Origin of the sequence: uncultured Litoreibacter sp., assembly GCF_947487515.1 — a bacterium.
In the GTDB taxonomy this organism is placed as follows: domain Bacteria; phylum Pseudomonadota; class Alphaproteobacteria; order Rhodobacterales; family Rhodobacteraceae; genus Litoreibacter.
In genome coordinates this window covers 1-23,393 of sequence record NZ_CANKWO010000006.1, presented here as the reverse complement: position 1 = coordinate 23,393, position 23,393 = coordinate 1, and the positions used below count along the sequence as shown (strand labels likewise).

Genomic DNA, 23,393 nt, shown 5'->3' with positions numbered 1-23,393 from the left:
CTTTTTCGCGCAGTTACTGGGGTAGGGCAGGGGGGTAGGGGCATACACACACCCTGTGCCCCCCCCCCGCGCGCGCCTTTGAGAGGCTGCTCAGAACCCAATCAAACTCCTGGGTCGGAAGTGCCTTCAGGCAGTGTTTGTTCCGAGATATCTATAAATGGTCGCTTTTGAGAGGCTGTACTGGGTCATCAGGTCTTTGATGAGTGTGCCTTGTTGGCGTTTTTCGCGCAGTTCTGAGATTTGGCTGACTGTGAGAGCAGGCCGCTTTCCGAACTGTACGCCGCGATCCTTTGCTTTTTTGATCCCATCCATTTGGCGCTCGGCACGGATCTCGGTTTCAAACTGCCCAATTGCTCCGAGCATATTGAACAGGAGCCGTCCGGTTGCATCTGAGGTGTCGATGTTTTGGTCCAGAACGACCAGATCAACGCCCTTTTCACCCAAGGTTTCAGAAATTTGGCAGAGGTGAAGGGTGGATCTGGCGAGTCTATCAATGCGGGTTACAATCAGCTGATCGCCTTCACGAACATATTCCAAGCATTGTTTCAGGATGGGGCGGGCATCGGTGGTGCCGCTGTGTTTCTCTTCAAACAGTTTTTCGCACGAATTTAGCTTTTCGCGCTGAACGTCGAGAGATTGCCCGATAGAACTGACGCGGGCGTATCCAATTTTGGCCATGGGTGTCTCATAAATACTTAGATGTTTTGACACCATCATACTGAGACATGAATAAAGACATGGCAAGAGGTGGGTCTCAATATGTTTACTTTCCAAGACGTTAGGTCTCGTGAGTGAGCAACACCAGTGGCACACCGCATGGTTTTTACGATACGTCAGTGTGCCGCTCTTTTGGGTCTCTTCATCGATCCAGCTCCACTATTGAAGCAGTCTCCAGCCCAAAACTTTAGCCCACTTGCCATTGTGGGAACCACGAGCCGATTGCGGATATTTTCATAGCTTATTGAAGTGCGCGGGCCCAATAACCTCAAATAACTGAGTTTAAAACATTTCTTAACTAAGACAGGGCACACTCTGTGCTGCACGGTTGAAGTCGTAGGTAAGCACATTGAGCACGAAAGCAAAAGCGGAAGGCAGGTCGGCCAAACGCAAATCGGCGTGGTTTGGTGCAGCAGCCCTTGTTTTAGCTGCAGCCTCTACCATGGGAGCCACATGGATGATCGGGGATACTGCACGATCGTTGCTTCTTACCCAGAAGGACGATGTGAACCCGATTGTCGCGGGCGGGGATCTGGATGACTTACCTGCCTTGATGCGGGGTAATATTCCGGCAATCACCTCAGCGACTTACTATGAACAACCCGCGCGCGTGAAGCCGCCGCGTATGTGCGAAATGCCCGAGAATTATTTCGATGATCTCAACATGGGCCGTGATCAGCCGGCGGGATACACCCAACGCAACGAATATGTGCGCAAGTATCGCCCGCGCCGTGGGTTTCTGCAGGAACGCGAGTTGCGCGCAGCCAAGGTGGCCTGGACATACTTTGAACAATTCACCCAAGAGACCACAGGCTTGGCGAATTCGGTTGGTAATTACCCCTCCACAACACTGTGGGATACCGCATCCTATATGGCTGCAGTGGTCGCGGCCTATGAACTTTGTCTGATTGAAAAGCCGGAACTGGATCACCGGATGACCCAGCTATTGACCACCATCAAGGGGCTGGACCTGTTCCGAGGTGAAATGCCTAACAAGGTGTATCACACTAAGACAGGGGCAAAGGTTGATTATACGAACAAAGCTGGCGAAATCGGGTTTTCCGCGCTGGATATTGGGCGGTTTTTGGTCTGGATGCGTATTATCAAGAACCGCTATCCACATTTGGGCAACACGGTCGACTCGGTTTTACTGAAGTGGGATTTCTCCAATACAGTTTCGGACGAGGGGCTTTTGTTCGGAGCCTATGTCGACAAGGAAACCGGAGAGACCGTCTATGCTCAGGAAGGGCGCTTGGGCTATGAGGAATATGCCGCCAAGGGGTTCGCTTTATGGGGGTTTAAACCGGTTCTTGCGCATCGCGCTGAACCTTTTCTGACAGCAGCCATCTTTGGGGTTGCCATCCCCTATGATGGTCGTGATCCGCGGATTTTCCACTCCCAAAACTATGTCGTGACTGAATCCTATTTGCAGGATGGGTTGGAGTTGGGTTTCAACCTGCCGCACGATACTCATACCCCAGACTGGCTGCATTCGGATGGCTGGCGTGCCGAATTCGCCGACCGCATCTATGAGGTGCAGGAAAATCGCTGGCAGCGTACGGGTTTTATGACCGCGCGCTCCGAACACAACGTAAAGGGCCCGCCCTATTTTACCTATGACACAATCTTTTCCGATGGATATCCATGGAACACGGTGACGCCGCGTGGCGACTATACACCGGACCACGCTGCTGTTTCGGCCAAGGCTGCACTGGGGCTCTGGGCGCTATGGGATACCGAATATACAGACGTTCTTTATGAGGCGATTATCGAGCTCTATAACCCCGAAAACGGCATGTATGAAGGCTTGTATGAACGCGGTCAGGGGCGTGTCGAGATCTATACAGCAAACAATAACGGGATCATCCTGACGTCTTTGCTCTACAAAGTACAAGGGACGATCCTCACCCCTTATCAGGGGGGGAACGAGGTATGGTTTACAGCCTATCGCGACCAAGACGTTCGTGAACGTCGCAAATACCCTGACCCCCCTCAGCGCGAAGACTGGTTGCTTGCGCTGCGTCATTCCACTCAACAAGAAGAGCAATACTGATGCGCCATTTTATGAAGACAGTACTGTTACCCGCTCTTGTTGCCTTGTCTGGTCCCTCGGTTGAGGCTCAGGAGGCGGGGCAAAGCACACAGCTCGCACCTGAAGACTCCTTCGCGTCCGAGAATGCGGTGTTAGATACATCAATTCTGTTCGCAATCGGTGCCCGAGAGGCACGGCAAGAACTGCGCGGAGCTTTTGGGTGGCCTACCTTTCAGGAAGGGTTGGTGGAAGGGGTATATTTCCGCTTTGATCCAGACGGATATGCCCGTTTTGCACCGTCTCCTCGGCTGGATAAAGATGTGTTTGAAGTCATCTGTCGGCCGCGTACGCTTGTTTGTATGGGGCGTAAGGACACGCTGCAGGTTACGCTAAACAATCGGGGGCAGGTGCAGCTTGAACTGGCCAGTATTTCTGAAAATGACCAGTTCATCTTGGCCGATGGGATCAGCGAATTACCTTTGCCAGCTACGATCATCCAGCCGCTGGAACCGCGGCTAGAATTGTTGTTGGCGGCCGGAGGAGAGTTGATCATTCGCCGTCAGGAAAACGAGGTCGACAGAGTTTCGTTGGCGGGGTTTGGCGCGGTTGCATCTTATCTTCGCTGGGTTTCCGCACGCCAGGATTATACTGTCCTGCCACGTGGTTGGCCCGTGCCGAATGCGCCTGCAGGACCGGAGAGTCCGGGCCTGACGCAGACGACACTCTGGCAATCGGGCATGCAACAGCCGCGTTCGGGGATCCAAAAACAAACCCAAGCAGCGGCACAAACCCCACCTCCAGCTGCAGGCGCAACCGCCGCGCCGGCACAGGTGGGCCAAGATGTGGCAGAGGTCCGTGGTGAGCTCAATGTTTTGCGCGAGCTGTTGCTCAACCGGCAGACCGATGCTGCACCTGCTTCACCGCCTGCGAAGGGGGACGCGAATGCTTCCTCGCAGACGCTTGAGACAAGGGTTTTGGAACTGATGCAGATGAACCAGTCCCTCCAACAAGAACTACAACGCATGCAGGGAACACTGCCTCGAGCTTCGGCGCAGGCACAACCGGCGCCGGGGGCAACGCCGCATAATCAAACACAAAACACGCGGGATGTAGCGCGCCATCTGGAATATCTGATGACCGAGGTCGGGCTGGCCCCAGATGTCGCGCTTATGGTGGTCCAACAAGCGCAGCATTCTCAGCAAGCAGCCGCTGATATGGTCGATGCCGAACAAGAGCAGGTTATCAGCGATATCCTCAAGGAGCTACGCTCTCAGCTGCCAAATGGGGGCGCGCAAACACTTACACAACAGCCTATGCGTAAAGGGAGCGACTATCAGTTGCTGTCCGAATATTTCCGTTCTACCACCCAAGAGTAATAGCGCATGCCACACATCCCTATACGTCGCGCACTTTGTCTTGGGGCTCTGTGGAGAGGCCTCATCCGGGCGGGGTTGCTTTCAGCCATGGGGTTTATGGCTGCTTGCTCCATCAACTCTGCTGAATTGACCCCCCTTAGCGCACAACCCAAGACACCGGTACAGCGCAACCATACGTCGTTCTACCCGGCGCTACAGTGCATGGATGGCTTGTTTGTAAAGGCCAAACGCCCACGGGTCATTATTTCGGCCAATCAAATTCCAGATAAAACCAAAAAAATTTCAGTCGATGCCCGTGGCATGATCATCACTGCGATCAACCATATGAGCCGGCGCAGTAAGGCGTTTTCTTTCGTTGAACAAGGTCTGGTCGGAAGAACGTCTGGCGACACTTTAGCCTTGGAAAAGGACGCCCCCAAAACGCATCAGCCCCAACCGATTATTTATGTCAATGGTACCATCAGTCAGGTTGATGACGCAGTCCGAAAGACCTCTGTCAACGCAAGTTTGAATAATCCGAATTCTGGTGCAAACGAGCTGTCATCGGCAATTACATCAAACTCATCAGAGGATGCTATCGTCACGCTTGATCTGCACCTTGTTAGTTTTCCGTCACGCATTGTTGTTCCGGGCACCTCTATCAGTAATTCTATGGTCGTTTCGCGTCGCGCTTGGGGGCCAGGTTTAGCGGGGGTGATTTCGCAGCGTACGTTAGGAATATCGCTACAGGTCAACCGTGTCGAAAGTCAGGGACAGGCGGTGCGTAGTTTGATCGAACTGGGACTGATTGAAATGTTGGGCAACTACACGGGTGTACCGTTCTGGAAATGCCTTTCTTTGCCGACGAACAATGCAAAAGACACGATCAAGCAAGAGAAACAGCACATCAGGGGCGATGACAGTGAACAGCTGCGCCATGCACAATATATTCTAAACGCTTTGGGCTATGTTCACGTTCAGCCAACTGGCAAGATGGATGATGTAACCCGCCAAGCCCTTGCACGGTTTCAGGCGCAACAAGGCATTCTTGCCAGTGGCGCGTTGGATTTCGACACGATGCGCGCGCTGGAAAAAGAGCATGCGGCAATCAAACCGAAGCCAGCCGCGAGGCCAGTACAACCCAAGAAAAAAACTCAATCATCAGCCACTTCTAGAAAAGAGAACGACGGGTATCAAAGCTTGCAGGTGTTTATCGACACCTCTTTCTAGCGTTGTGCTGATAGCTGGCTCGAGGCGGGCGGTAGTCTCGCAATTCAGTGTCGTTGACAAGATTGTCGGGGCCTGTGAAAGGCCGCTCTAACCTAGGTGTCGACAAGCTTCAGGCCGAACGTTTGGCAAGGAGCTACTCACAATCTAGCGCATATTCTTTTGCGTTTTACAGTAACCAACAAACGCCGCACCTGTATTTTTGGGAGCGTTGCCATTTGCGGCCTCACTTTGGGCAAAGGTGATCCAGTTGGATTTCAGCACGTGAAAATCCCAGCCCTTTTCCTGTGCTATTTCCCGTGCTTTGTCTTCTGCCCATGAGGGAATCTTGATGTTCGGAGCGGCTTGATGGGCAGGTGTTTTACGTGGCCGCACAATCACGAGGTCTTTGCTGTCTATCTCGAACTGATAGAACGGGGTGACATCGGCTGTGATGATTTCACGTAAATTATGGCGGAAACGTTTAAGAGGCGCATTGCTGCCCGTCTTATCTTGTAAGTTCTGCAGGCCAATGTGCCACTTGGGTTTGTTACCGCAGTGTTTCCGCGCAATTTCATAAAGGCGGCGTTCAAGAGGGCGACGCAGGCGGAAGTAACTACGGCTAATAGATACCACTTCGTTCGCCTCAATCGCCCGCATAAGCCAGCGTGATACACGAATCTCGCAAAAGTCGTTTCGGGTGAAGGCCTCGTTTTTGACCATGCCGCCTTCATCGATCATCGAGAAGGTGCGGCGTTCTGTTTTTCCACCTGTCTGCACATTGCTGACAAACTGGGTGCCTTGCAGACGATCAATAGCGTTCTCAATTCGTTTGTAGTGATCTCCGCCAATGGGTCGATTGATCGTCATGCACAGCTCACGCATGGAAAACCGCACCGTGTCACCAATCTCTTGCCCCCGGTTCTTGCGGGCCATGAGCTGTGTGATGACGAAAATCAGAATGTCCTTATCCATGATCGTCGGGAGCCCCAGCCGGGAAGGGCGGATTTTTAGGACACTGTTGCCATTACGATATTCCAAGTGGCGCATGTCTGGCTTGGTGGCGAGAGAAAAGAGCGGATGCTCCATTGAGGCGAGATCGTCCTTCGGAACGGCATCTGTGATGTTGAGCACAAAAAAATCGAGATTGGGGTGGCGTTCTGGAAAAAGACTCATGCGAGGATACTGCCCGAAGTTTGGCCTATCGGGAACCTGAAAGTTTGGCCGATTAGGATCTTTCGGACTTTGCCAGCCTCAGCCCGAAAGTTTGGCCGATTAGGAACCGCATCAGGCCGTCAAAGCTTATGGCCCTTTCGGAACCAAAGTTTGGCCCTTTCGGAACCAAAGTTTGGCCCTTTCGGAACCCGAAGAGTGGTTTGAGCTATATAAAAAAGGCTGAATAGAATCCGTAACACTACTCCGTAGGTAACATTGTAAACACTAGGAGAAATCACAATTAACTCACCTGTTTCGAAACCATTCCACCAATCAAGCCACCAGTGAATCCACCTCAGACACGCCTCACCAAACCCAGATTCACGGCCTAAATCACGTCTTTGAACGCCCGCTCTAGGAAACGGTCAAAGCTTAATCAGCAAGGAAAGCGTCTAGAAGCGGCCCTATAGGGGCTAAGAATGACAAAAGGAGGTAACTCCCATCTTAGGGGCGCAGCCCACTCCTAGGCGGCGCTTTGGGCCTCTGAAGCGCTTTTGAAAGCCTTATCACCTTGCGCCCGATTATCAGGTTCGTCAAATGCATGACGCTGAGCGCTCTGATGTGCATCATCTACCGTCTCTCCCAAAAGATTGCCTCTCGCAGATCGGTAAAGCACCCCCCCCCATTAACCAATATTTAGATTATCACTGTTCTCCTATTAAGGCTCTGTTAACCTTAAGGCCGGGTTAAACCTCTCTTTGGAGGTATATAGGGGGTATAATGTGGGGGCACATTGTAGCACTGGCCTGCCTTGGCGGAACCCTTGGCAGTGCAGTCATGTCTGAACCGGTCGGGTTTATTGATAGGTTCAAAGAACTTGGAACCGACTGGCATGTGGCGGAATATGATTTTGCCCATGACAAGTTCGACACAGACTGGCGCCGATCTCAGGTTCAAATCCGTGATCAGAGTGAAGGAGAGGGGCTGGAGTTGCGGCTACAGCCCCATGACGGCGGGATTAATCGTTTTGCGGGTGGCTCGATCCGTCGCGAAAACTCCAGTCATTACGGCTGTTATGAAGTCCGCATGCAGGCGGCCTCACATCCCGGTGTTGTAACCGGTTTCTTCACATACACCGGACCGCATTATGGCACTCGTCACGACGAGATCGATATTGAATTTCTTGGCCGCAATACCAGACAGATGCATGTGGCTTGGTTCATTGATGGCCAATTGCAAAACCACTTTGTTGATCTGGGCTTTGATGCTGCAGAGAAAATGGTTGATTATGCCTTTGAATGGCGTCCCGAGCGACTGCGATGGTTCGTCAATGGCGCGCTGGTTTTTGAACGTCATGCTAAAGACGGAGCTATTCCGGCTGTGCCTGGACGACTTTTTGTGAACCTTTGGGCGGCCGATCCGAGCATCTCAAATTGGGCGGGTACCACGATGCCGGGCACGCAGGCCAAGGCGAGGGTCGCCCACGTCCGTTTCACACCGTTGAATGCCCGCCTTCACACTGCCATTGATGGTTCGGGATCCACCGCCAAGAACTCTGTCGCCGATGCGGGAACATGCCAGCTCAGGGATTTTGAGATATCCAATCGGTGACAAATTGTTCAACCACCTGGCTCAACGAACTCATCGGGGTATAGTTCTTATTGGCCAGATTTTCTTTGACCACACGGGACCATGTGTTTGCCGAAACCTTTAATGACGGATTGCGCACCATCACGGCCTCCTCAGAGATCGACATGGATACTGAAAATGGAATGATAGATCCCTCCGCGTCTGACCGAGGCGTCAAGCGGACCACTAGCTTGGGGTGGCCGGGAGTACGTTCCAGCTCTTTTTCGGTTAGAAAACGGACACCCGTGGCCGAGAGATGTTCACGGATATAAGGCCCGAAAGCGGCTGTTTCTTCATTCTTATCAAGGGCCACGGAATCGAAGAACACCCCTGGATGATTGGTCAGGAGCGACAGTGGTGCTGCGGCTGGCATTGGATGTAGGATTTCGATCATGCTTTCGGGAACTATCACCGGTTGTCTTTGGACATCATCCGGCAAGCCTCTGATTGTTGCTATTCTATTAATGGTTTGCAGCAGGGCATCACGGTCTGTCTGTGAAATATTTAGGATGTTGCGTAGCGCCAGTTGAGAACGGTCAATACAGGACACCGGGCGCGTGCATTCAGCGGGGATGTCGCGCGCTTCAATCTGCAGCCAGTTCTGCGCTTGGGCCGGGAACGCCGTAAAGAGACCCAGCGAAAGAACATTCAGTACGCCTTGGAAAAAATACCTCAGATACATAACGATCATCCCCTCATCTATGTGGAAGGTTGATGACAAAATCTGCTATCAAACGGGATGCGGAAAAGCCCGCATTTTGGAGATGGGGCCAATCATGGCCAAAGTTGTCTATGGCAACCAGTTCGACCACAGCTCCCAGTTCAGTTTCGTAGCGTGTGATTTCGGCATTTTGAAGAGTTTGAGCCACTGGGGTGGGAGCGGCCCCAACTTCTTGTACCCAATGTGAGATTAGCTCCGGTACGGAAGGATAGGAAAATTCCGCATTATACCAGCTGTGCCCGCCGTCAAATGGGACGACGGGATCAGCCTTGCCATGGATATGGAGCAGAGAAACAGGGTTATTCAGATAACATTCAGACCAATCCGTGCCGGATATAGTCCCAATAATGGCGACGACTCCGGCGATTTTGTAGGGAGCATGACAGCCTAGATGATAGGCCATTTGCGCCCCGTTCGATATGCCCATCACATAGACGCGCGAGGGATCAAGGCCGTGCGTTTGCACCACATGCTCGATCAGAGCGAGCAAGAAATCGGTATCGTTCTGCTCACCGGGTCCTTCCCCAGTATTCCAGTGGCTTGTATCTTCCCCGAACATGGAACCTTGTGGAAACAGCGTGGCAAACCCCAGTTCGGAGGCAAGCTCATGCAGGCCGAGCCCATATCGCATCTTGTGAGACTGTCCGCCCATACCATGCAGGGCAACGATCAGTGGTGCGTTTTCGGGCAAATCATCAGGGACATTCAGATAATATAGCCGCTCTCGACCATCATGCACGAATGCCTGAGGGTATTTGACAGAAGACGCGTGGGCAGAGGTGTTCAGAATTGCCCATGACATAAAGACAAAGAAAAAGCGTATCATTCAGATGTCCCTTCAGGGAGAGGTGAATATTGAGGGCATCACCGAAGATGCCAGAGCGGCCCATGTGCAATGTAGTGGATCGCTTCCAGAACGATGGCGTTTGTGTTGAGTGTGTAGATATCGTTTACGCTGCCATCCGCTTCGTAGATCCCCGAAGGCCAACCCTTGCTTGGATCACCTATGTCCTCGACCTGCGCGCGTAGCAAATTAGTGTAATCGGTGTCATATAACGCATCCCAAGAAAAACTCGCCTTAACGCTAATCGTGCGTAATTCGGGATGGAAATCCCCCTGTTCGGTGACGACCGCCCATGCCTCACCGTTTGAATAGACCGAGGAATAGAGAAAGTGGGGCGGCTGATTGATATGATCCTCAGACACGGCTGTCAGGATGCCCGTTTCACGGTAGCGGGCTTCTTGGGCAAGATAAACGCGTTCGGCCATGATCCGGTTTTCGCTGTCCAAACCCAGCTCGATCCCCTGCAATATATAGGGTTCGCTCAGGATTGGGGTGATCGCACGAAATGTATCGGCACGGCGCAGGTCTGTTGGGACCTCAACGCCCCCCAGATTTACCCAATCAAGCATGCGTTGTGACGACACCGCTTGCAGTACATCCATGCCCCATAGCGCCGCCGATCGAGCGCCATATTGTTCATACCCCAAGCGTCCTTCTTGCTTGTAGACGGTATTGCCATCCTCACGCAGGGCCCCCTGGAGTTCACCATTGGCCGCCATCGCTGGTAGATCCCACCGTGCCAACAAGGAACGAATGCGGTCTCCATAATCAGGGTTCAACTTTTCAAGTGCCCGAAAGGCCATCAACATGCGCGCGACATCCAACGCAGACCAACCGATCCCCTCTGGTACGGGTTTGTTGGAATAATCCACCATTTCAAGGGTCTGTGTATTGTAGGCTTTGTTGGGCAGCTTTCCTTCGAAGAGGGGCAATTTTTCAAAACTGCCTAACAGCTGCTCGACCCGAGATTGAAACTCTTCGGAATTGATGATTCCAAGACGCTCTGCCGCCACCAATGCGAAAACATAGGATCCTTGGTCCCAAAGCGTACTCGATGGGAAACCCCTAACCGTATCGACCCATCCTGTTTCTGGGCGGGTGTTGGTCTGAATATAACGCCAGGCGCGTTCTGCGGCGGCGCGGTCCGCCTCTGTCAGCGCGCGCGGTTCGGATAAGGAAAGATCTGTTTTTGCAGTGAGATCAAGCGTCTGCTGGCCGAGGCGCAGCTGATAAAGCAACCCACCATCCATCGCCAGCGCGACCCCGGCGGCCATGCAAAGCCCCAGTGCAAACTTTATACTAGACTTGTAACTTCGGGCCAGAGCCATCGAAAATCCTTTCAGGACGTGGAGTGCAGGAGCGTGCCATCAGGCAAACGAGGACGCCAGAAAGCGGCCTGCGTGGCGCGTGCAATCGCCAGGGCGTTCAGCCCCAGCCAGAACAGGTTGACCACAACCAGAGATGCGCTGTGATCGGGGGATCCGGTCGAATATGACCAGACGCCAAAGACGGCAGCGGCAGCCATTGAAGCCAGCGCGCCCAGCAGTGGAAGGGCATGGCGCGTATTTCCTGAAATGCTGGGGTCTTTGGAGGTCGGTGGAAAATGCGGATTCTGCCCTCTGAGAACCTGAATAAAGGCGCGCAGCTGGATATGGAATGTGGTTAGAGACAGGACGCGCCCAGCATGGATATCATGCCCCTTGCAGCCCAGCGACACAGCCAATTCGTTGACCAGAAGCATTGGGATCAGGTGTATGAAAAATTCAATCGAATAGGCATCTACGGGTGACAGGCCTGTGAACAAGGACACCATAGGCGCAAGAAAAAGGATCGGGATCCAAAGCACTGACAAATAAGACCAAAAGGTGGACATGTAATGCAGTCGTGTCTGCCAAGGCAGCCCAGTTCGCCAGATCAGATCGCTGTGCAGCATAATATCGAAGGTGCCACCGGCATATTTCAACTTCTGCATGACGCTGGCCTCCATGCTCCAAGGAGACAGCATGCGCGCCAGAACTTCCGGGTGATAGACTGATCGCCACCCTTTCGTGTGCTGTTGTAGCGACGTGAATATGTCTTCAGACACGTGATACCGAAAAGGCTGCATATCAAGCCTTGGGAGCAGTTGCGGTGCGCAGTCAAATCCCAGCCGCTTCTCGGTTTTCTGCAACATGCGCCCTTGTTCTTCGAGCGCGTTGCTAAAGATGGCCTCGCTGCGATGTATCGACCCTGCACCGCAGCAAAAGCTGGCATTATGCCGGTTCCGGCGTCGCTGAATCACGTCAAAGAACATGTCTGAGGACGATAGAAACGGATCTCTCCCTATCTTTCGGTTCCGCATGAAGAACCGCATGATGGGGGCCAGAAACTGGGCTTTTTTTCCGAAGTTTTGCACGAGCCAGGTTTCGGGGGGTTGGCCTTCGGGAATGTCATAGAACCAGTGGGGTGTCTGTACAAAGGCCACATCAGAATCTCGAAAATAACCCAAGGTACGCTCAAGAAACTCTGGAAAAAGCTGCGTATCTGCATCGCAGATGACAATGAAATCAGCATCCGTGTGAAACAGTGCGTTGGCGAGGTTCCCAGCCTTGTAACCGCGGTTTTCGTCGCGCTGTATATATCCTGCGCCTTTGGCTTCAGCGACGGTGCGCATAGCGGTCCGATTGCCGTCATCGGCGACATATATGGACAGCTTTACTCGATCGGGAACACGGACCTGTTGTGCGGCCTCAATTGAATCGGCGACCAGTTCTACATCTTCATCATAGGACGTGATGAAGATGTTTACCCGAATGTCTCCGGTGCCCTCAAGCCCCAGCTCCTCACGCGAAGTTGGCGGCGGGCTGACCTCGCTGTCACCCTCATCCCAAATGTTGTAAAAGAACAGAAGTGTGCCAATAAACATCATGGTTTCGGCCATGGCGACGGCCACGGAAAATACCAATGCGTCTTGGTTCAATGAGGCGTTCCAGCGCCATGAAAGATACCATAATCCTAAGCCAATAGTCATGCTGGCCGTCACGTGCCACATACTGCGCCTTACGCCGACCAGCGCAGTGGTTTTTGTGGGCGTGCGATTCAGGAAAACCCGAAAATAATGTGCTGATTGCTTTGTATGAGACATGTGGGCCTTAGATGCCATCTATGCTTGTTTTTGGAGTTGGAGCGGCATTTCGGCTACCAGTTGGGTTACGCAATCCAACGGATCACGGTTTTGCAGTGAACCATCCGCAAGGGTATGATCCACTGCCCAGCCACTATGTAAAATCATGTTGTGGGCCCACGCGCCCGAATGAATTTTAGTTTCAGGCATCACTATACAGTCGCGCAGTACGGTTTTGCCTTCGACCACGGCGCCGGCGCCGATACTGCAGAAGTTGTCCAATTGGGCGCCTGCCTCAATTCGGGCATTTGCACCGATATGGCAGACCCCGGTGATCTTTGCGCGCGGTGAAACAACAGCACCTGGCATCGCCCAAACACCAGGGCGTATTTCCTGCCCAATGGGCGCGGCAAAGTGGGCCTCTCCGCGCAGGCATTTTTCGACAGCTTTGGCATAGTCGCGACCGCACCCGATATCGATCCAAGAAAACGGTTGGGTATAGGCATGCATTTTGCCGCCTGATCTCATGATAGCGGGCAACAGATCGCAGGCTATATCCAACCCAGATGCATTGGAAATAAGCGCCAACACCTTGGGTTTGAAAATGTAGATGCCGGTATTGGCAAGGCGGCTGTCGGTGACACCAGGCTTGGGCTTTTCGACAAAACGGGTAATGGTTTTTGTCGGTGACGTTTCGATGATGCCATATTTGTGCACATCCGTTTCTGGAACGCTCTGGGTGGCGATGGTCGCATCGGCACCGCTCGCACGGTGTTCACGCATCATCTCTGCGATATCGATATCGATCAACGCATCACCACAAAGCACTACGATATCGCTGTCAAAGGCCGCGTTGCATTCTTGCATGCGTTTAAGCGTGCTGGCCGACCCAATGGGTTCTGCTGTCCAGCTGCCATCCTTCCAGCCACCTTCGTTGACAAAGGTGATATGAGTGTCTGGTATCTTCGTGCCTTGAAAATAGTCGACGATCTGATGGCCCAGATGGCCAGGGTTCAGCAACACATCACGCAGGCCGAATTGGGCAAGGTGATCTATAATACGGTGCATGCAGGGTCGGCCTGCTAGGTTCAACATCGGTTTTGGTGCGATCTCGGTTAGGGGGGCGACCCTACTGCCTTTTCCGGCGCACAAAAGCACCACACGGGTGTTGGTCAGTGCATGAGGCCGGAAACTGAGATGATGGCGGGCTTCTTCGACCGAGGTAAAGATTTTCAACCCACGATCAAGGCCAGATTTCCGCAAAAAATTTAACGATTTCTGTGGCATAGCACAGAAGCCCAGATCACATTTAGGGTTGCGAGCGGCCAGTTCAACAAGGGCTGCCAGACCTGCCATGTTCAGCCGTTTTACCTTGGATAAATCCAGTAGGATTCCCCGTCGCCCCTGATCGTACAGATGCCGGAGCGTTTGCGATAGGTTATGTGTGGCACTGGCCTCTACGAGAGACCCCGAGAGGGTTACAACAGCAAGGCCATCTTCGAGTAGTTTGGTATCCGTTAGCATCAAGTCTCTTTCTGCTTAAAGGCGGGTTTCCTGCTCAACATTGGCAGTGGGCCAAGGCCGATGGTCCAGGCTAAGAGTTTTGTTTTGGAAATCAGGTAGACCAGCGCACTGGACGTGATCAGAGCGAAGCTCATTTTAATGCCAATCTGCGCGATCGGGCTCAAATCTGAACCTTTCTGCATCGCGATTTCAAATAAATCGAGAAAGATCGGATGGCACAGATATATGCCGAAGGAGTAGGGCGCTAACTTGGCAATCAGTTCCGGCCAGCGCAGATGCGACAGCACCATGCAGCCACCAAACAGCACCATCGGAAAGAGGAAGTCCGCCCAGTACCCTGGGAAATAGTTGAACGTCCATGCGCCGGTTTGCGCAGTCTGCCAAGTGGAGATTAGCTTGAAGGCGAATAGCATCAGCCCAAGGAACATACAGAGCGGGAACCATTCTTTGCGCTGTTCAGGGGTCGTGCGCTGCCAGATGCCCACAGCGGCCCCCGCCATCATTCCATAACCTACATAGGTCGCGATCTTGACCATGCGAACAAGATAGGGAAGGATATCAGTCCCCCAGAAAGTCCGGTAAACAAAGGCATCCAGCTGGTGCTTTGCCAGCAAAAAACCAAAGATTGTCAAACCCAACGCAGGATATTTCACCGCCAGCCGGAACAGGGGAAATAGTAGAACGATGCCGAACAAGGTCGGCAAAAAATGCATGTGATATTTCACGTTCCCCAGCAGCAGGGATCCTACCCATGCTTGGGGGTTAAACAGGTCTGCGAGGGCGGAATCATAATAGCCAAAAGCCTCTGCCTTGATCAGCCCGTAGCCGGCAAAGAACACGGTCCAAAAGATGAAGGGCGCCAGAAGGCGGCGCGTCTGTTCTTCGATAACCGTCCTATAAGGCCTTGGTCGCCGATCAAGGGAAAGGAGCAGCAAAAAGCATGAAATCATGATGAAAAGCTCTGTGCGCGCTATATAAAGCACCGTACGAAGCAATAGCGGCAGATAGCGATCTTCGACGGGGTATTGCACCCAAGGCTGACCCGTGGGATCGCTGGTAGCATGCAATCCCAACATAGAGATCCCTGCCATCAAGCGTAGGCAATCAAGCCATATCATGCGCGACTGCTCAGACATTATGCAACGGGCCTCATAGTGTGAGTTCAGAATTACTATGAGCCGCTAAAAGGGCTCATTTTTTCCCACTATCTGACGAACAGATAAAAAACTGGTTACCGTTGTTGCGCCTTCCTGACTCCCAAAGAAAGTTAGAGCGTTTAATAAAATTTTATTTATTATCAGTGCCTTTTGCTGATTAATGGTTAGCTCTATTTTAACTGACGGTGGCCTATCGAGATGAAGAAGAGGTCTATATGTTTATCAGGTATATCGTCGTCATATTATTGGGATTCAGCAGCCCCGCCTTGGCGCAGGGGCTAACGGATACGAAATGCGCAGAGATCAGGGCTGCTTACGGCGTCACGCCGTCGGAGTGCCAGAGGTCCGCTATCGCGACGCCGATGGCTATGATAACCCCAGTGGGGCTGCCAATCACCGAACCGACGCAAGAAATGCGGCAGAACAATGTGTTCTTTACCCAAGGCGGGACTGAGCTCAGTGCGAACGCGCTGTTGCAACTCCAACGATTGGCGGAGGTTCTCAATGCGCCCTCTATGCAGCGCACATGTCTCAGGTTAGTGGGCTATTCCGACTCTAGCGGCAGCGGGGCCATCAATATGGAAGTGGGGGCCAAGCGCGCGGCAGTGGTTCAAAAACGCCTGTCGCTTTTGTTGCTCAATCCTGCACGAATTGAAGGGGTGCAAAGTATGGGGGAGCAAGGTCCGCTGGCTGGTCTGGCCCCTGATAGTACCTGGCAGCGCCGGGTGGAAATTTGGGCGCGGAACTGCCCAGGTTATTAGGCTCCGGATATTCTCAATATTGTGCCCAATAACCCGGAAGCATGGCAAGCTTTAGTATCCCGACTTACCTGTAGGTGAGTAAAACGACGCCCCATCTTGCGCACGAATGGCGAATTCAATTTGGGGTTTGGTCGAGGGTACCAATTGCTTCTGGGATTCGATGGCGCGTCGCTGCATGACCTCATAGCGCTCCAATACTGTGGGGGTCATATCCTGAATGCGAATATCACCGTTGCGCGGCCAAAGTCGGGCATCACGTAAAGTATGGGCGGTATTGCCTCGTATCCAGGTTAGATAGTCCGTAATTTCATTCAGTCCTGTGGTGCGGGTGCGCAGAACCACCTGCGCCTGTTCTTCGATCACGACAAAGCTCTGTTGCCCCGAAAGCTCCTTGATTATCTCCCTATTCAGAGGTTGGGTGAAGATCGAAGGCATGTTCTGCGTGTAGTTTCTGTTTTGAACCGATACCCGGGCTCCTGGTGACATTGCAGTGATCAGCCAAGGCTGCCCAGATTCGTCTATGCGCAACACGAGACCGGGCGCGCGGGCCACGCAGGATCGCAAGGGTTGTACACAATAAACAGACCACAATTCCTGCCGCTGGCCTTCAGAAACAGCATAGAACAGAGCAGGTCCATCCACTGATATTTCATCGGCAATGTAGAACTCTGGCGTCGCGACGCTTTTTGACCCCATCAACACGTAAAACCCTACGGCAAACAAGGCGGTACACAAGAACACACGATGCAACATATCCCCAATCCCTTATGACCTAAATCCAACCACCAAGGGTTTTATAAAGCTCAGGGATGTTCTTTTGTGTTAACGAATTGTGTCATGATCGTGGCTATAGTTTAAACTTGTTCACGTTTGCGCTGGCGGTGTCGTGCAACCCAGCTTGGCGCCATATGTCCCTGCAGCGGCTGTCGAACCTTAAAAAGCTCTATACCAGCCTATGAAGGCACCTGGCCCATGTTCAAAAGTATTTGTTTTCCAGCGATAATCACCTTGATAACGTAGCCCCAGATGGATGTCGCCACTGGGCAAGGGGTGCTTTAATTTGATCCCGACTGAAGGTTGCGCCTTGTTGTTGTAGCTAAACCCCTTGATATCCCATGCAATGTTCAATCCAACATAAGGCGCCAGCTGAAGACGGTTTTTTGGAATCTTCAAGTTGACCGCATAATTGATCCCGGAAAATACGGCTACATTGGTGTCCCCAGACGTCAGCGTTTCTGGAAAGGTCAGGTTGGCAAAAACCTTGAGAACCCGCGATTTGACCTCCATATTCAGCATCCGCTCCGGTGTGTCGGGCACTCGGTAATCCAAAAAGAAATAATCAACCAAAGACCGTGTTCCCTCCTGGCTGGTTCCGGTCCGTTTGCGAGACCAATCATGACGTAACTTGAACGTCAGAGACGCACGTTTCCCTAAAATGGCCTTGTAAGACAGCTCCACCCCAGCTGTCGTGCTGTTGTTAAAGGGATATTTCTCTGTATCGGAAACGTGCTTTACCCGCAGAGCCAAAGCTAGCGCGCCTCGGGAACCGGAATGCAATATGAAGGCGCCTTTGAACCAGCCGTCGAATATGGCGTTACCCTGATCACTGGGCAACTGTGTGTTGGGTAAGCGCGCCATGCCGCCGGTTGTAAAGGCGAACCTGTCCTCATTGGCAGTGGCACAAATCGTACCCGCTACAAAACACAATAGCGCAGCCAACAAGCGTGCAACCATGAGATCCCCCTGAAAGAGCCGGGCTCAGGATCGCCGGTTTGGCTTAAGGTTATCCTAACATCTGTGCGAACGCCCCACCCGTTACTCAACTGCTGACGAACGGAGATATGCCATTAGGCCCGAGACAGAAGGCTTGATGAGACTCTTTTAACCAAAACCCTCTAAGCCAGAGATTAGACAACTCAGAAACGCGGGGAACGCAGCATGCATCACTTTGCGCACGTCACAAAGAAACCGGAGCCAGAACTGGAGACGGATGATAACGCAGAGCCCCAGATGATGAGAGCAGGAATGCTGGACCGAGCCGATCAAAGGCTGACCAGTTTCATCGGGGCACTTTTTTCTGTCGGAAGTTTCCTGTGCCTTTTGGGCTTGGGCGTCTTGGCGCTTTTCTTCGTTTCTATTGTTGCTGAAGATGGGGAAATTGGGATGCTTCCAATTTTCAGTGGTCTCGGCCTTTCATTGATCGTTGGCATGCTTTTGCTTGAATTCACACAGGCCCGGGCCTTGTCCGGCTACCGCGCTGCACGGGAGCACAATGCCCGCCGCAGCCGTGCCATAGCCAGTGGCTTCCTGTGTCTGTTGCTGGGCATGATACATCCGGTTATGGCGCTGCCCATCCCGCTCTCAGCTGTGGCCGGGTGTCTAGGGTATTTCGTACTAAGCCGCATCGCCCAGAATGAACCGCTTTGGGATTTTCTTCCAAAGGAGGCCACCGCAATCCTGTCGGGGCGCGACAGGATTGGGTTTCACCTAGCTTCATCTCAGCCAAGATCACATGTCATGGCAAAGCCGATGACGCAGGGTGGCACGGCTCTGTCCATTATGGTTGCAATGGCCAGCGGCAGTTATCTCGTCGCGGAAAATATCATGAATATGGCGGCCTTCATTCCGCTGCTCATTGGGTCCTTGTGGGCGAGTCAGGCAATTCTGGACTATTTTGAAGGCCGCTTCTTTCGTCGTGATGCCGCATTGGTTCCTGCTGCAAAGGTCGAACATACTGGGGTGAATCCGGACGACGAAGAAAAGCCTGGCCTCAATATTACAGAGCTTAGTATCCGTGATGTCACCGGAAAAATGATCATGACCGACGTGTCGCTGCATGTCGAACCCGGTCAAATCACTGGGGTGGTCGGCCCTAGCGGGGCAGGGAAAAGCCTTTTGCTGCAGGCCATTGTAGATCCGTTCAGCTTGAGCGATCTTGAGGTGTCCGGTCATGTTCACGTCAACCGGATCGACCTTTGGCAACGACAAAGCGCCGAGCAAAATGTCCCAGCGGTACTATTGCCACCCAGTCCCATCATGATGGCGGCTTCGGGTCATGAAAACCTGTCGTGCTTTCAGGGGGGGGAGCTTCTGACCCGGGGGAAGTGGCTCTTGGAGCGCTTGGTTTTCTCTGTCGACATGGTTGAGGAGATCTGTGAGGCCCAGAACGCCAAGGTTTTGCCCTCTATGCAGATCAAACTGCTTGCTTTGGCACGGGCCTTTCTTTTGTCCCCGCCCCTTTACCTGATGGACCGGCCTGAAGATTCTCTTCCGGACAAACATGTATCGGCGCTTGTCCAAAGGTTGTCGCAAGAAGCGCGCATGGGACGTAGCATTCTTATGGTCACGAATAACCGCGCGCTGCTGGACGCCTGTGACAGATTGCTGGTCATACTGAATGGGCGGATTGTCGATTACGGTCCGGCCGATGAGGTTCGAAATCGATCGGATACTGGCTGGACCCGGTTCATCGGCAACCGCACCCCAGAAACCGAAGAAATTCTTGTGAACTGGATACGATCACATTTCTACCGCGATGGTGATGAGGCGAACCGCCGTAAGGTGTCGCAGGTCACGTCAGATATGTTGGCCTATTCGTGCCAGAGTGCCGATGCCCGCACCCCTGGGAAAGTTCAATTCTTGTTCAAGCATTTCGAAGGGCATTGTCTTGTCCGCATGCTGGATGATGACCCACCCGTGGGAACGAGTGCGTTGCAAAAGGCCCGTGCCGAAGCCGCCGCAGGCACTGACGCCCATAAGCTGTCTTTGCTCGGTAGTGTAATACGTGCCTCGCAAAAGGTGGAATGTGCCTCCAATCAAGACAATCGCCAGATAAGCGCAGAGATTGAAACTTATGATCCTCGTAAGACACGTGGGGCGGCGAATGCCAAATAGATCCGCCAAGTTTCTCTATCGCACCGTCCCACGCCGTAGAATTGGTTTGCGGCCTGTGCTGTGGTTGATCATAGGATTCTCTCTTTTGACGGCGCTTTCGGGCTGTTGGGTGGTGTTGGCACTGAGCGGAAAGATTGACTCGCACCACAATTTTGTAGGGCAGCTTAGTCCAGATTCCGATCCGGTCATCGTCGTTCTGCCGAAGGGTGGCATTCTTAAGGAGTTGCATGTCGCCCGCAGCGAAAAGGTGACCCGCAATCAAACCGTGGCAACTCTTGATGTTGAGGCGATGCAGCGCCGTGTGGACGAGCTGGGGGCGGCTGTATTGCACGATAACATTTTACGAGAATGCCTCTTGATTGAGGAACTTCCCGATACCGCCTATTTTGTTGATCTGCCTGAGATGGAGCGGGACCACGCCCGCCTTGCCAGGCAGGATTGCCAGTCCTTTTTTAATGAAAAATCGCAACTCCTCCAACAGGCGTTGAGTGACCGCGCCTCAATGCATGAAGAGCGCATCTTGATCGAGCGTTACATCGGCCTTCTGTCCACTGGTTTGCGACAAGATATCGAGCCACGAAAACGCGAGGATGATGCCCGACAGGTGCTCGCGCTCGGGCTTTTGCGCAACAAGTTAGACCGCCAGATCGCTACGTTAGAGTTTAGCGCGGACAAGGGGGGCGCAGAATGGCAAAAACAGCGGCTGGAACGCGTTAAGAAGCTCGGGGACAGTATCCGGCGCAATACCACGCAACGCGACCGTATGCGCAACCTGCTGGAACGCCCTAGGTTGCAAGTGCCCGAGAGCGGCTTTGTCGTACAGGTGCGCAATGTGCAACGCGACACGGCTATGCATGAGGACGTTGATCTGCTGGTTCTTCGGCCCGAGAGCGGAACGGGGTACAACGCCAGCTTTGAGGTTCCACATCACCGTCTTGATGCGGTCGCGACAGGGAATAAAGTCCAGATGACAATGTTGGGTATGCTTGACGGCGGCCCCGTTTTGGCAGGAGAGGTCAGCGCGCTCAAGACTACTGGACAAACTTCTGTTCGTGCTACAGTCACGTTGGATAACGAAAGCATCGCACGTCTCGACAATCCGCAAATTGGCATTGCTTTACGCGGGTTAGGGACCGCATCAATCATCCGCGTAGAAAAGACGGGCGTGACGGCGGTTCAGATTCTAAAGCAGATCTTAAACGAGAAGTTACTGTTTCGCCGTGAAGACTGGTTCATAAATCGTCTGTTAACTCCGGCCACATCATCAGAGCGCCCGATCATGATCCAGAGTTAAGAATGACAGGCAGCACAAGAGACGATCGCTCCCAAGGTATCTGTAAACCATGGGTTTCACGCAGCACGCTCAGCCGAACTCGACGGTTGATTTCTGACATGTGCAATCCTGGTATCTCCAGCGCATTTTGAAGCGCCTTTGCATAGGGGCTATGGCCGTCGTCGCCATCGATTGCAGGGGCATTGGGCTGTGTCGCATAGCTGACATGAATTCCGGCACGATATTGATCAAGCCCGGTGCTTGGAGCGGCACCCAGGATAGGGCTTTCTCGGCAGGTATCCAGAAATAGTATCTTTTGCCGCGGCTTGTCATTCACAGCCTGCAGAATAACAGATTCAGGCACGCGGTCTTCCAAATGTTGGCTGTCACTCAGAAAAACATGTCCCTGACCATTCAGCATAGTGCCATGGGCCGCGACATAGGTCACCGCCAAAGAGGCATCGGCCGCTTTTGTACGAAACCTGGCGAGGCCCCGCAGAAAGTTCCGTTTTGTGACATTGATCATTATGGAGGTTCTAAAGCCAAGCGACATGAAACTCGCCCCGATCAGAGACGCATCAAGAACGGCTGAAGGCAAGGCCGGCACGTAATCATAATCAGAGACCCCTACAACCAAGGCAACAGGGGATTGCTCTGCCTGAGCGACCTGCGGCCCAAGCAGCGCGCCTGCCGCCAGTCCTGTCAATATCTGTCGTCGTTGTATCAATGGCAGGTGCCGATGGCCGTTTTCTTGGCGAGAATTTCGACCCTGCGATTTTTGGGATCACTGCCTAGTATCCTTTTCAGGGGCTCGGTTTCCCCCCTGCCCTCTGCAATAATTCTACCTGATTGCATGAGACCTGGCCCTACCATAAACATCCAGACCCTTTCGGCCCGCTTTTCAGAGAGGACTTGGTTGTAACTGTTGCTACCCCTGGTGTCTGTGTGTCCGACCAACTTGACACATAGATCTGACAGCGGCCCTGTAAGAAGTTTGCTCAACCGTGTCAGATGTTCGATCGCATCATGCGACAGGATTTCGGAGGCAAAATCGAAATTGACGAAGTAGCCTGTTTCAGAATTTTGCAGAGACCGTGTGATCTGCGTGCCAATGGACGGAGCATCGCACCCAGCCATGGCATGCCCCGTCAAGGCGTAGCCAATTGCGCACCGGTCTGAGTCCAACGGTAGATTTGGGACTTCAGCCCTCAAGGGAGCACAGAAACATATGCCGACATATAGCGCAGAGACGATTGTATAGAAGCGTATCATGAATCCATCGCAGTATTGGTTTTTGTCACCGTACTCAGAAAGGATGAATTATCCGTTTTGAAACTTTGTAAAATGCGCTCTATCCCGACTTTGCCGCAGAGAAGGGCTCATCTGTGTCTATGGCTTTGTGGAAAGGAGTTATGGCAATGCTTCCCCCCTGCCCTGTTTTAGTGTAACTGTGTTACAGTTAAGTGAAACAGGTTGTTTCCATATGACAACCCCATAAGAAACAGGTGTTACAGCTCATGAAATACACACTAGGACAGGCCGCGAAAGAAACAAATGTTAGCAAGCCAACTCTTTCTAGGGCCATAAAAAAAGGGGAGCTTTCGGCCAATGGGGGAGGGGGGAAACCTTACAGGATTGACCCTTCTGAGCTTGGAAGGTGGCTCACGGGTTACAGGGAACGTAACCCTGAGGTTTCTGTAACGGCAACCCCAGATGAAACATCCAATGGAAACAGGGAGCTAGAGGCCGAAGTTGAAGCTCTGCGTGAGCAAATTGAGCGTGAAGAAATCGAACGGACAAGAGAGCGTAGCCAGTTGGAGGCACATATCGACGATTTGCGTGGACGCGTAGAACGGGCAGAGCGCAAGGAAGATCAACTCATGGCACAGCTCACTGATCAAAGAGCGGCACAGCCTGAGCCTGTTGAGCCTCCCAAAAAGCGTGGCTTTTTCGCGCAGTTACTGGGGTAGGGCAGGGGGGTAGGGGCATACACACACCCTGTGCCCCCCCCCCGCGCGCGCC

20 protein-coding genes are annotated in these 23,393 nt (G+C 52.8%); 8 read left to right on the top strand and 12 right to left on the bottom strand.

Going from position 1 to position 23,393, the window contains the following annotated elements; translation table 11 throughout:
* Nucleotides 1-126 precede the first annotated feature (126 nt).
* Nucleotides 127-678 (bottom strand): recombinase family protein, encoded by a 552-nt coding sequence (locus tag Q0746_RS16655; RefSeq protein ID WP_298262237.1) that lies wholly within the window; start codon nucleotides 676-678, stop codon nucleotides 127-129.
* Between the two features lie 388 nt (nucleotides 679-1,066).
* Here Q0746_RS16655 and Q0746_RS16650 point away from each other — a divergent pair, with 388 nt between their 5' ends.
* The 3 genes from Q0746_RS16650 to Q0746_RS16640 all read left to right on the top strand — a co-directional run bounded on the left by Q0746_RS16650 (nucleotide 1,067) and on the right by Q0746_RS16640 (nucleotide 5,334).
* Nucleotides 1,067-2,770 carry a DUF3131 domain-containing protein gene (locus tag Q0746_RS16650; protein WP_298262236.1) on the top strand — a complete coding sequence of 568 codons (1,704 nt, stop codon included), beginning with the start codon at nucleotides 1,067-1,069 and terminating at the stop codon, nucleotides 2,768-2,770.
* Between the two features lie 11 nt (nucleotides 2,771-2,781).
* On the top strand, nucleotides 2,782-4,125 hold the full coding sequence (locus Q0746_RS16645; RefSeq protein WP_298262235.1) for a hypothetical protein: 1,344 nt from the start codon (nucleotides 2,782-2,784) through the stop codon (nucleotides 4,123-4,125).
* A gap of 87 nt (nucleotides 4,126-4,212) precedes the next feature.
* Nucleotides 4,213-5,334 carry a peptidoglycan-binding domain-containing protein gene (locus Q0746_RS16640; RefSeq protein ID WP_298262234.1) on the top strand — a complete coding sequence of 374 codons (1,122 nt, stop codon included), beginning with the start codon at nucleotides 4,213-4,215 and terminating at the stop codon, nucleotides 5,332-5,334.
* Nucleotides 5,335-5,478: 144 nt separating this feature from the next.
* On the opposite strand, the gene Q0746_RS16635 is transcribed toward Q0746_RS16640, so the two are convergent.
* Nucleotides 5,479-6,486: a replication initiator protein A gene (locus Q0746_RS16635; RefSeq protein WP_298262233.1), complete on the bottom strand. Its 1,008-nt coding sequence runs from the start codon at nucleotides 6,484-6,486 to the stop codon at nucleotides 5,479-5,481.
* 873 nt (nucleotides 6,487-7,359) lie between these two features.
* Here Q0746_RS16635 and Q0746_RS16630 point away from each other — a divergent pair.
* On the top strand, nucleotides 7,360-8,076 hold the full coding sequence (locus Q0746_RS16630) for a family 16 glycosylhydrolase (RefSeq protein WP_298262232.1): 717 nt from the start codon (nucleotides 7,360-7,362) through the stop codon (nucleotides 8,074-8,076).
* Here the strand turns inward: Q0746_RS16630 and Q0746_RS16625 are convergent.
* From Q0746_RS16625 to Q0746_RS16600, 6 genes are all read right to left on the bottom strand, one after another.
* Nucleotides 8,048-8,776, bottom strand: coding sequence for a hypothetical protein (locus Q0746_RS16625; RefSeq protein ID WP_298262231.1), 729 nt, complete (start codon nucleotides 8,774-8,776; stop codon nucleotides 8,048-8,050). The two genes, Q0746_RS16630 and Q0746_RS16625, sit on opposite strands and share 29 nt — an antisense overlap.
* 13 nt (nucleotides 8,777-8,789) lie before the next feature.
* Nucleotides 8,790-9,641: a PHB depolymerase family esterase gene (locus Q0746_RS16620; protein ID WP_298262230.1), complete on the bottom strand. Its 852-nt coding sequence runs from the start codon at nucleotides 9,639-9,641 to the stop codon at nucleotides 8,790-8,792.
* Nucleotides 9,642-9,679: 38 nt separating this feature from the next.
* A complete protein-coding gene (locus Q0746_RS16615; protein WP_298262229.1) occupies nucleotides 9,680-10,933 on the bottom strand; it encodes a DUF3131 domain-containing protein in 1,254 nt (417 codons plus the stop codon).
* A gap of 65 nt (nucleotides 10,934-10,998) precedes the next feature.
* Nucleotides 10,999-12,669, bottom strand: coding sequence for a glycosyltransferase (locus Q0746_RS16610; RefSeq protein WP_298262228.1), 1,671 nt, complete (start codon nucleotides 12,667-12,669; stop codon nucleotides 10,999-11,001).
* A gap of 132 nt (nucleotides 12,670-12,801) precedes the next feature.
* Nucleotides 12,802-14,286, bottom strand: coding sequence for a sugar phosphate nucleotidyltransferase (locus tag Q0746_RS16605; RefSeq protein ID WP_298262227.1), 1,485 nt, complete (start codon nucleotides 14,284-14,286; stop codon nucleotides 12,802-12,804).
* The gene (locus tag Q0746_RS16600) at nucleotides 14,286-15,422 is read right to left on the bottom strand and encodes an acyltransferase (protein WP_298262226.1); all 1,137 of its coding nucleotides are present in this window, start codon (nucleotides 15,420-15,422) and stop codon (nucleotides 14,286-14,288) included. The genes Q0746_RS16605 and Q0746_RS16600 overlap by 1 nt, the downstream gene beginning before the upstream one ends.
* A gap of 236 nt (nucleotides 15,423-15,658) precedes the next feature.
* On the opposite strand from Q0746_RS16600, the gene Q0746_RS16595 reads away from it, so the two are divergent.
* The gene (locus tag Q0746_RS16595) at nucleotides 15,659-16,204 is read left to right on the top strand and encodes an OmpA family protein (RefSeq protein WP_298262225.1); all 546 of its coding nucleotides are present in this window, start codon (nucleotides 15,659-15,661) and stop codon (nucleotides 16,202-16,204) included.
* 51 nt (nucleotides 16,205-16,255) lie between these two features.
* On the opposite strand, the gene Q0746_RS16590 is transcribed toward Q0746_RS16595, so the two are convergent.
* Nucleotides 16,256-16,957, bottom strand: a complete 702-nt coding sequence (locus tag Q0746_RS16590) for a hypothetical protein (protein WP_298262224.1) — start codon at nucleotides 16,955-16,957, stop codon at nucleotides 16,256-16,258.
* 180 nt (nucleotides 16,958-17,137) lie between these two features.
* Entirely contained in the window at nucleotides 17,138-17,938 is an 801-nt protein-coding gene (locus Q0746_RS16585) for a hypothetical protein (RefSeq protein ID WP_298262223.1), read from the bottom strand.
* A gap of 204 nt (nucleotides 17,939-18,142) precedes the next feature.
* Between Q0746_RS16585 and Q0746_RS16580 the strand changes: the two genes are divergently transcribed.
* Both Q0746_RS16580 and Q0746_RS16575 read left to right on the top strand, forming a co-directional pair.
* A complete protein-coding gene (locus Q0746_RS16580) occupies nucleotides 18,143-20,098 on the top strand; it encodes an ATP-binding cassette domain-containing protein (RefSeq protein ID WP_298262222.1) in 1,956 nt (651 codons plus the stop codon).
* Nucleotides 20,099-20,183: 85 nt separating this feature from the next.
* Nucleotides 20,184-21,392 (top strand): hypothetical protein, encoded by a 1,209-nt coding sequence (locus Q0746_RS16575; protein WP_298262221.1) that lies wholly within the window; start codon nucleotides 20,184-20,186, stop codon nucleotides 21,390-21,392.
* Here the strand turns inward: Q0746_RS16575 and Q0746_RS16570 are convergent.
* Together Q0746_RS16570 and Q0746_RS16760 are read right to left on the bottom strand one after the other, a co-directional pair.
* Nucleotides 21,376-22,008: a caspase family protein gene (locus tag Q0746_RS16570; protein ID WP_298262220.1), complete on the bottom strand. Its 633-nt coding sequence runs from the start codon at nucleotides 22,006-22,008 to the stop codon at nucleotides 21,376-21,378. The genes Q0746_RS16575 and Q0746_RS16570 overlap by 17 nt on opposite strands.
* Nucleotides 22,009-22,094: 86 nt before the next feature.
* A complete protein-coding gene (locus Q0746_RS16760; protein WP_363322781.1) occupies nucleotides 22,095-22,508 on the bottom strand; it encodes an OmpA family protein in 414 nt (137 codons plus the stop codon).
* A gap of 380 nt (nucleotides 22,509-22,888) precedes the next feature.
* On the opposite strand from Q0746_RS16760, the gene Q0746_RS16565 reads away from it, so the two are divergent.
* The gene (locus Q0746_RS16565; RefSeq protein ID WP_298262219.1) at nucleotides 22,889-23,341 is read left to right on the top strand and encodes a helix-turn-helix domain-containing protein; all 453 of its coding nucleotides are present in this window, start codon (nucleotides 22,889-22,891) and stop codon (nucleotides 23,339-23,341) included.
* The last annotated feature ends 52 nt before the right edge of the window (nucleotides 23,342-23,393 follow it).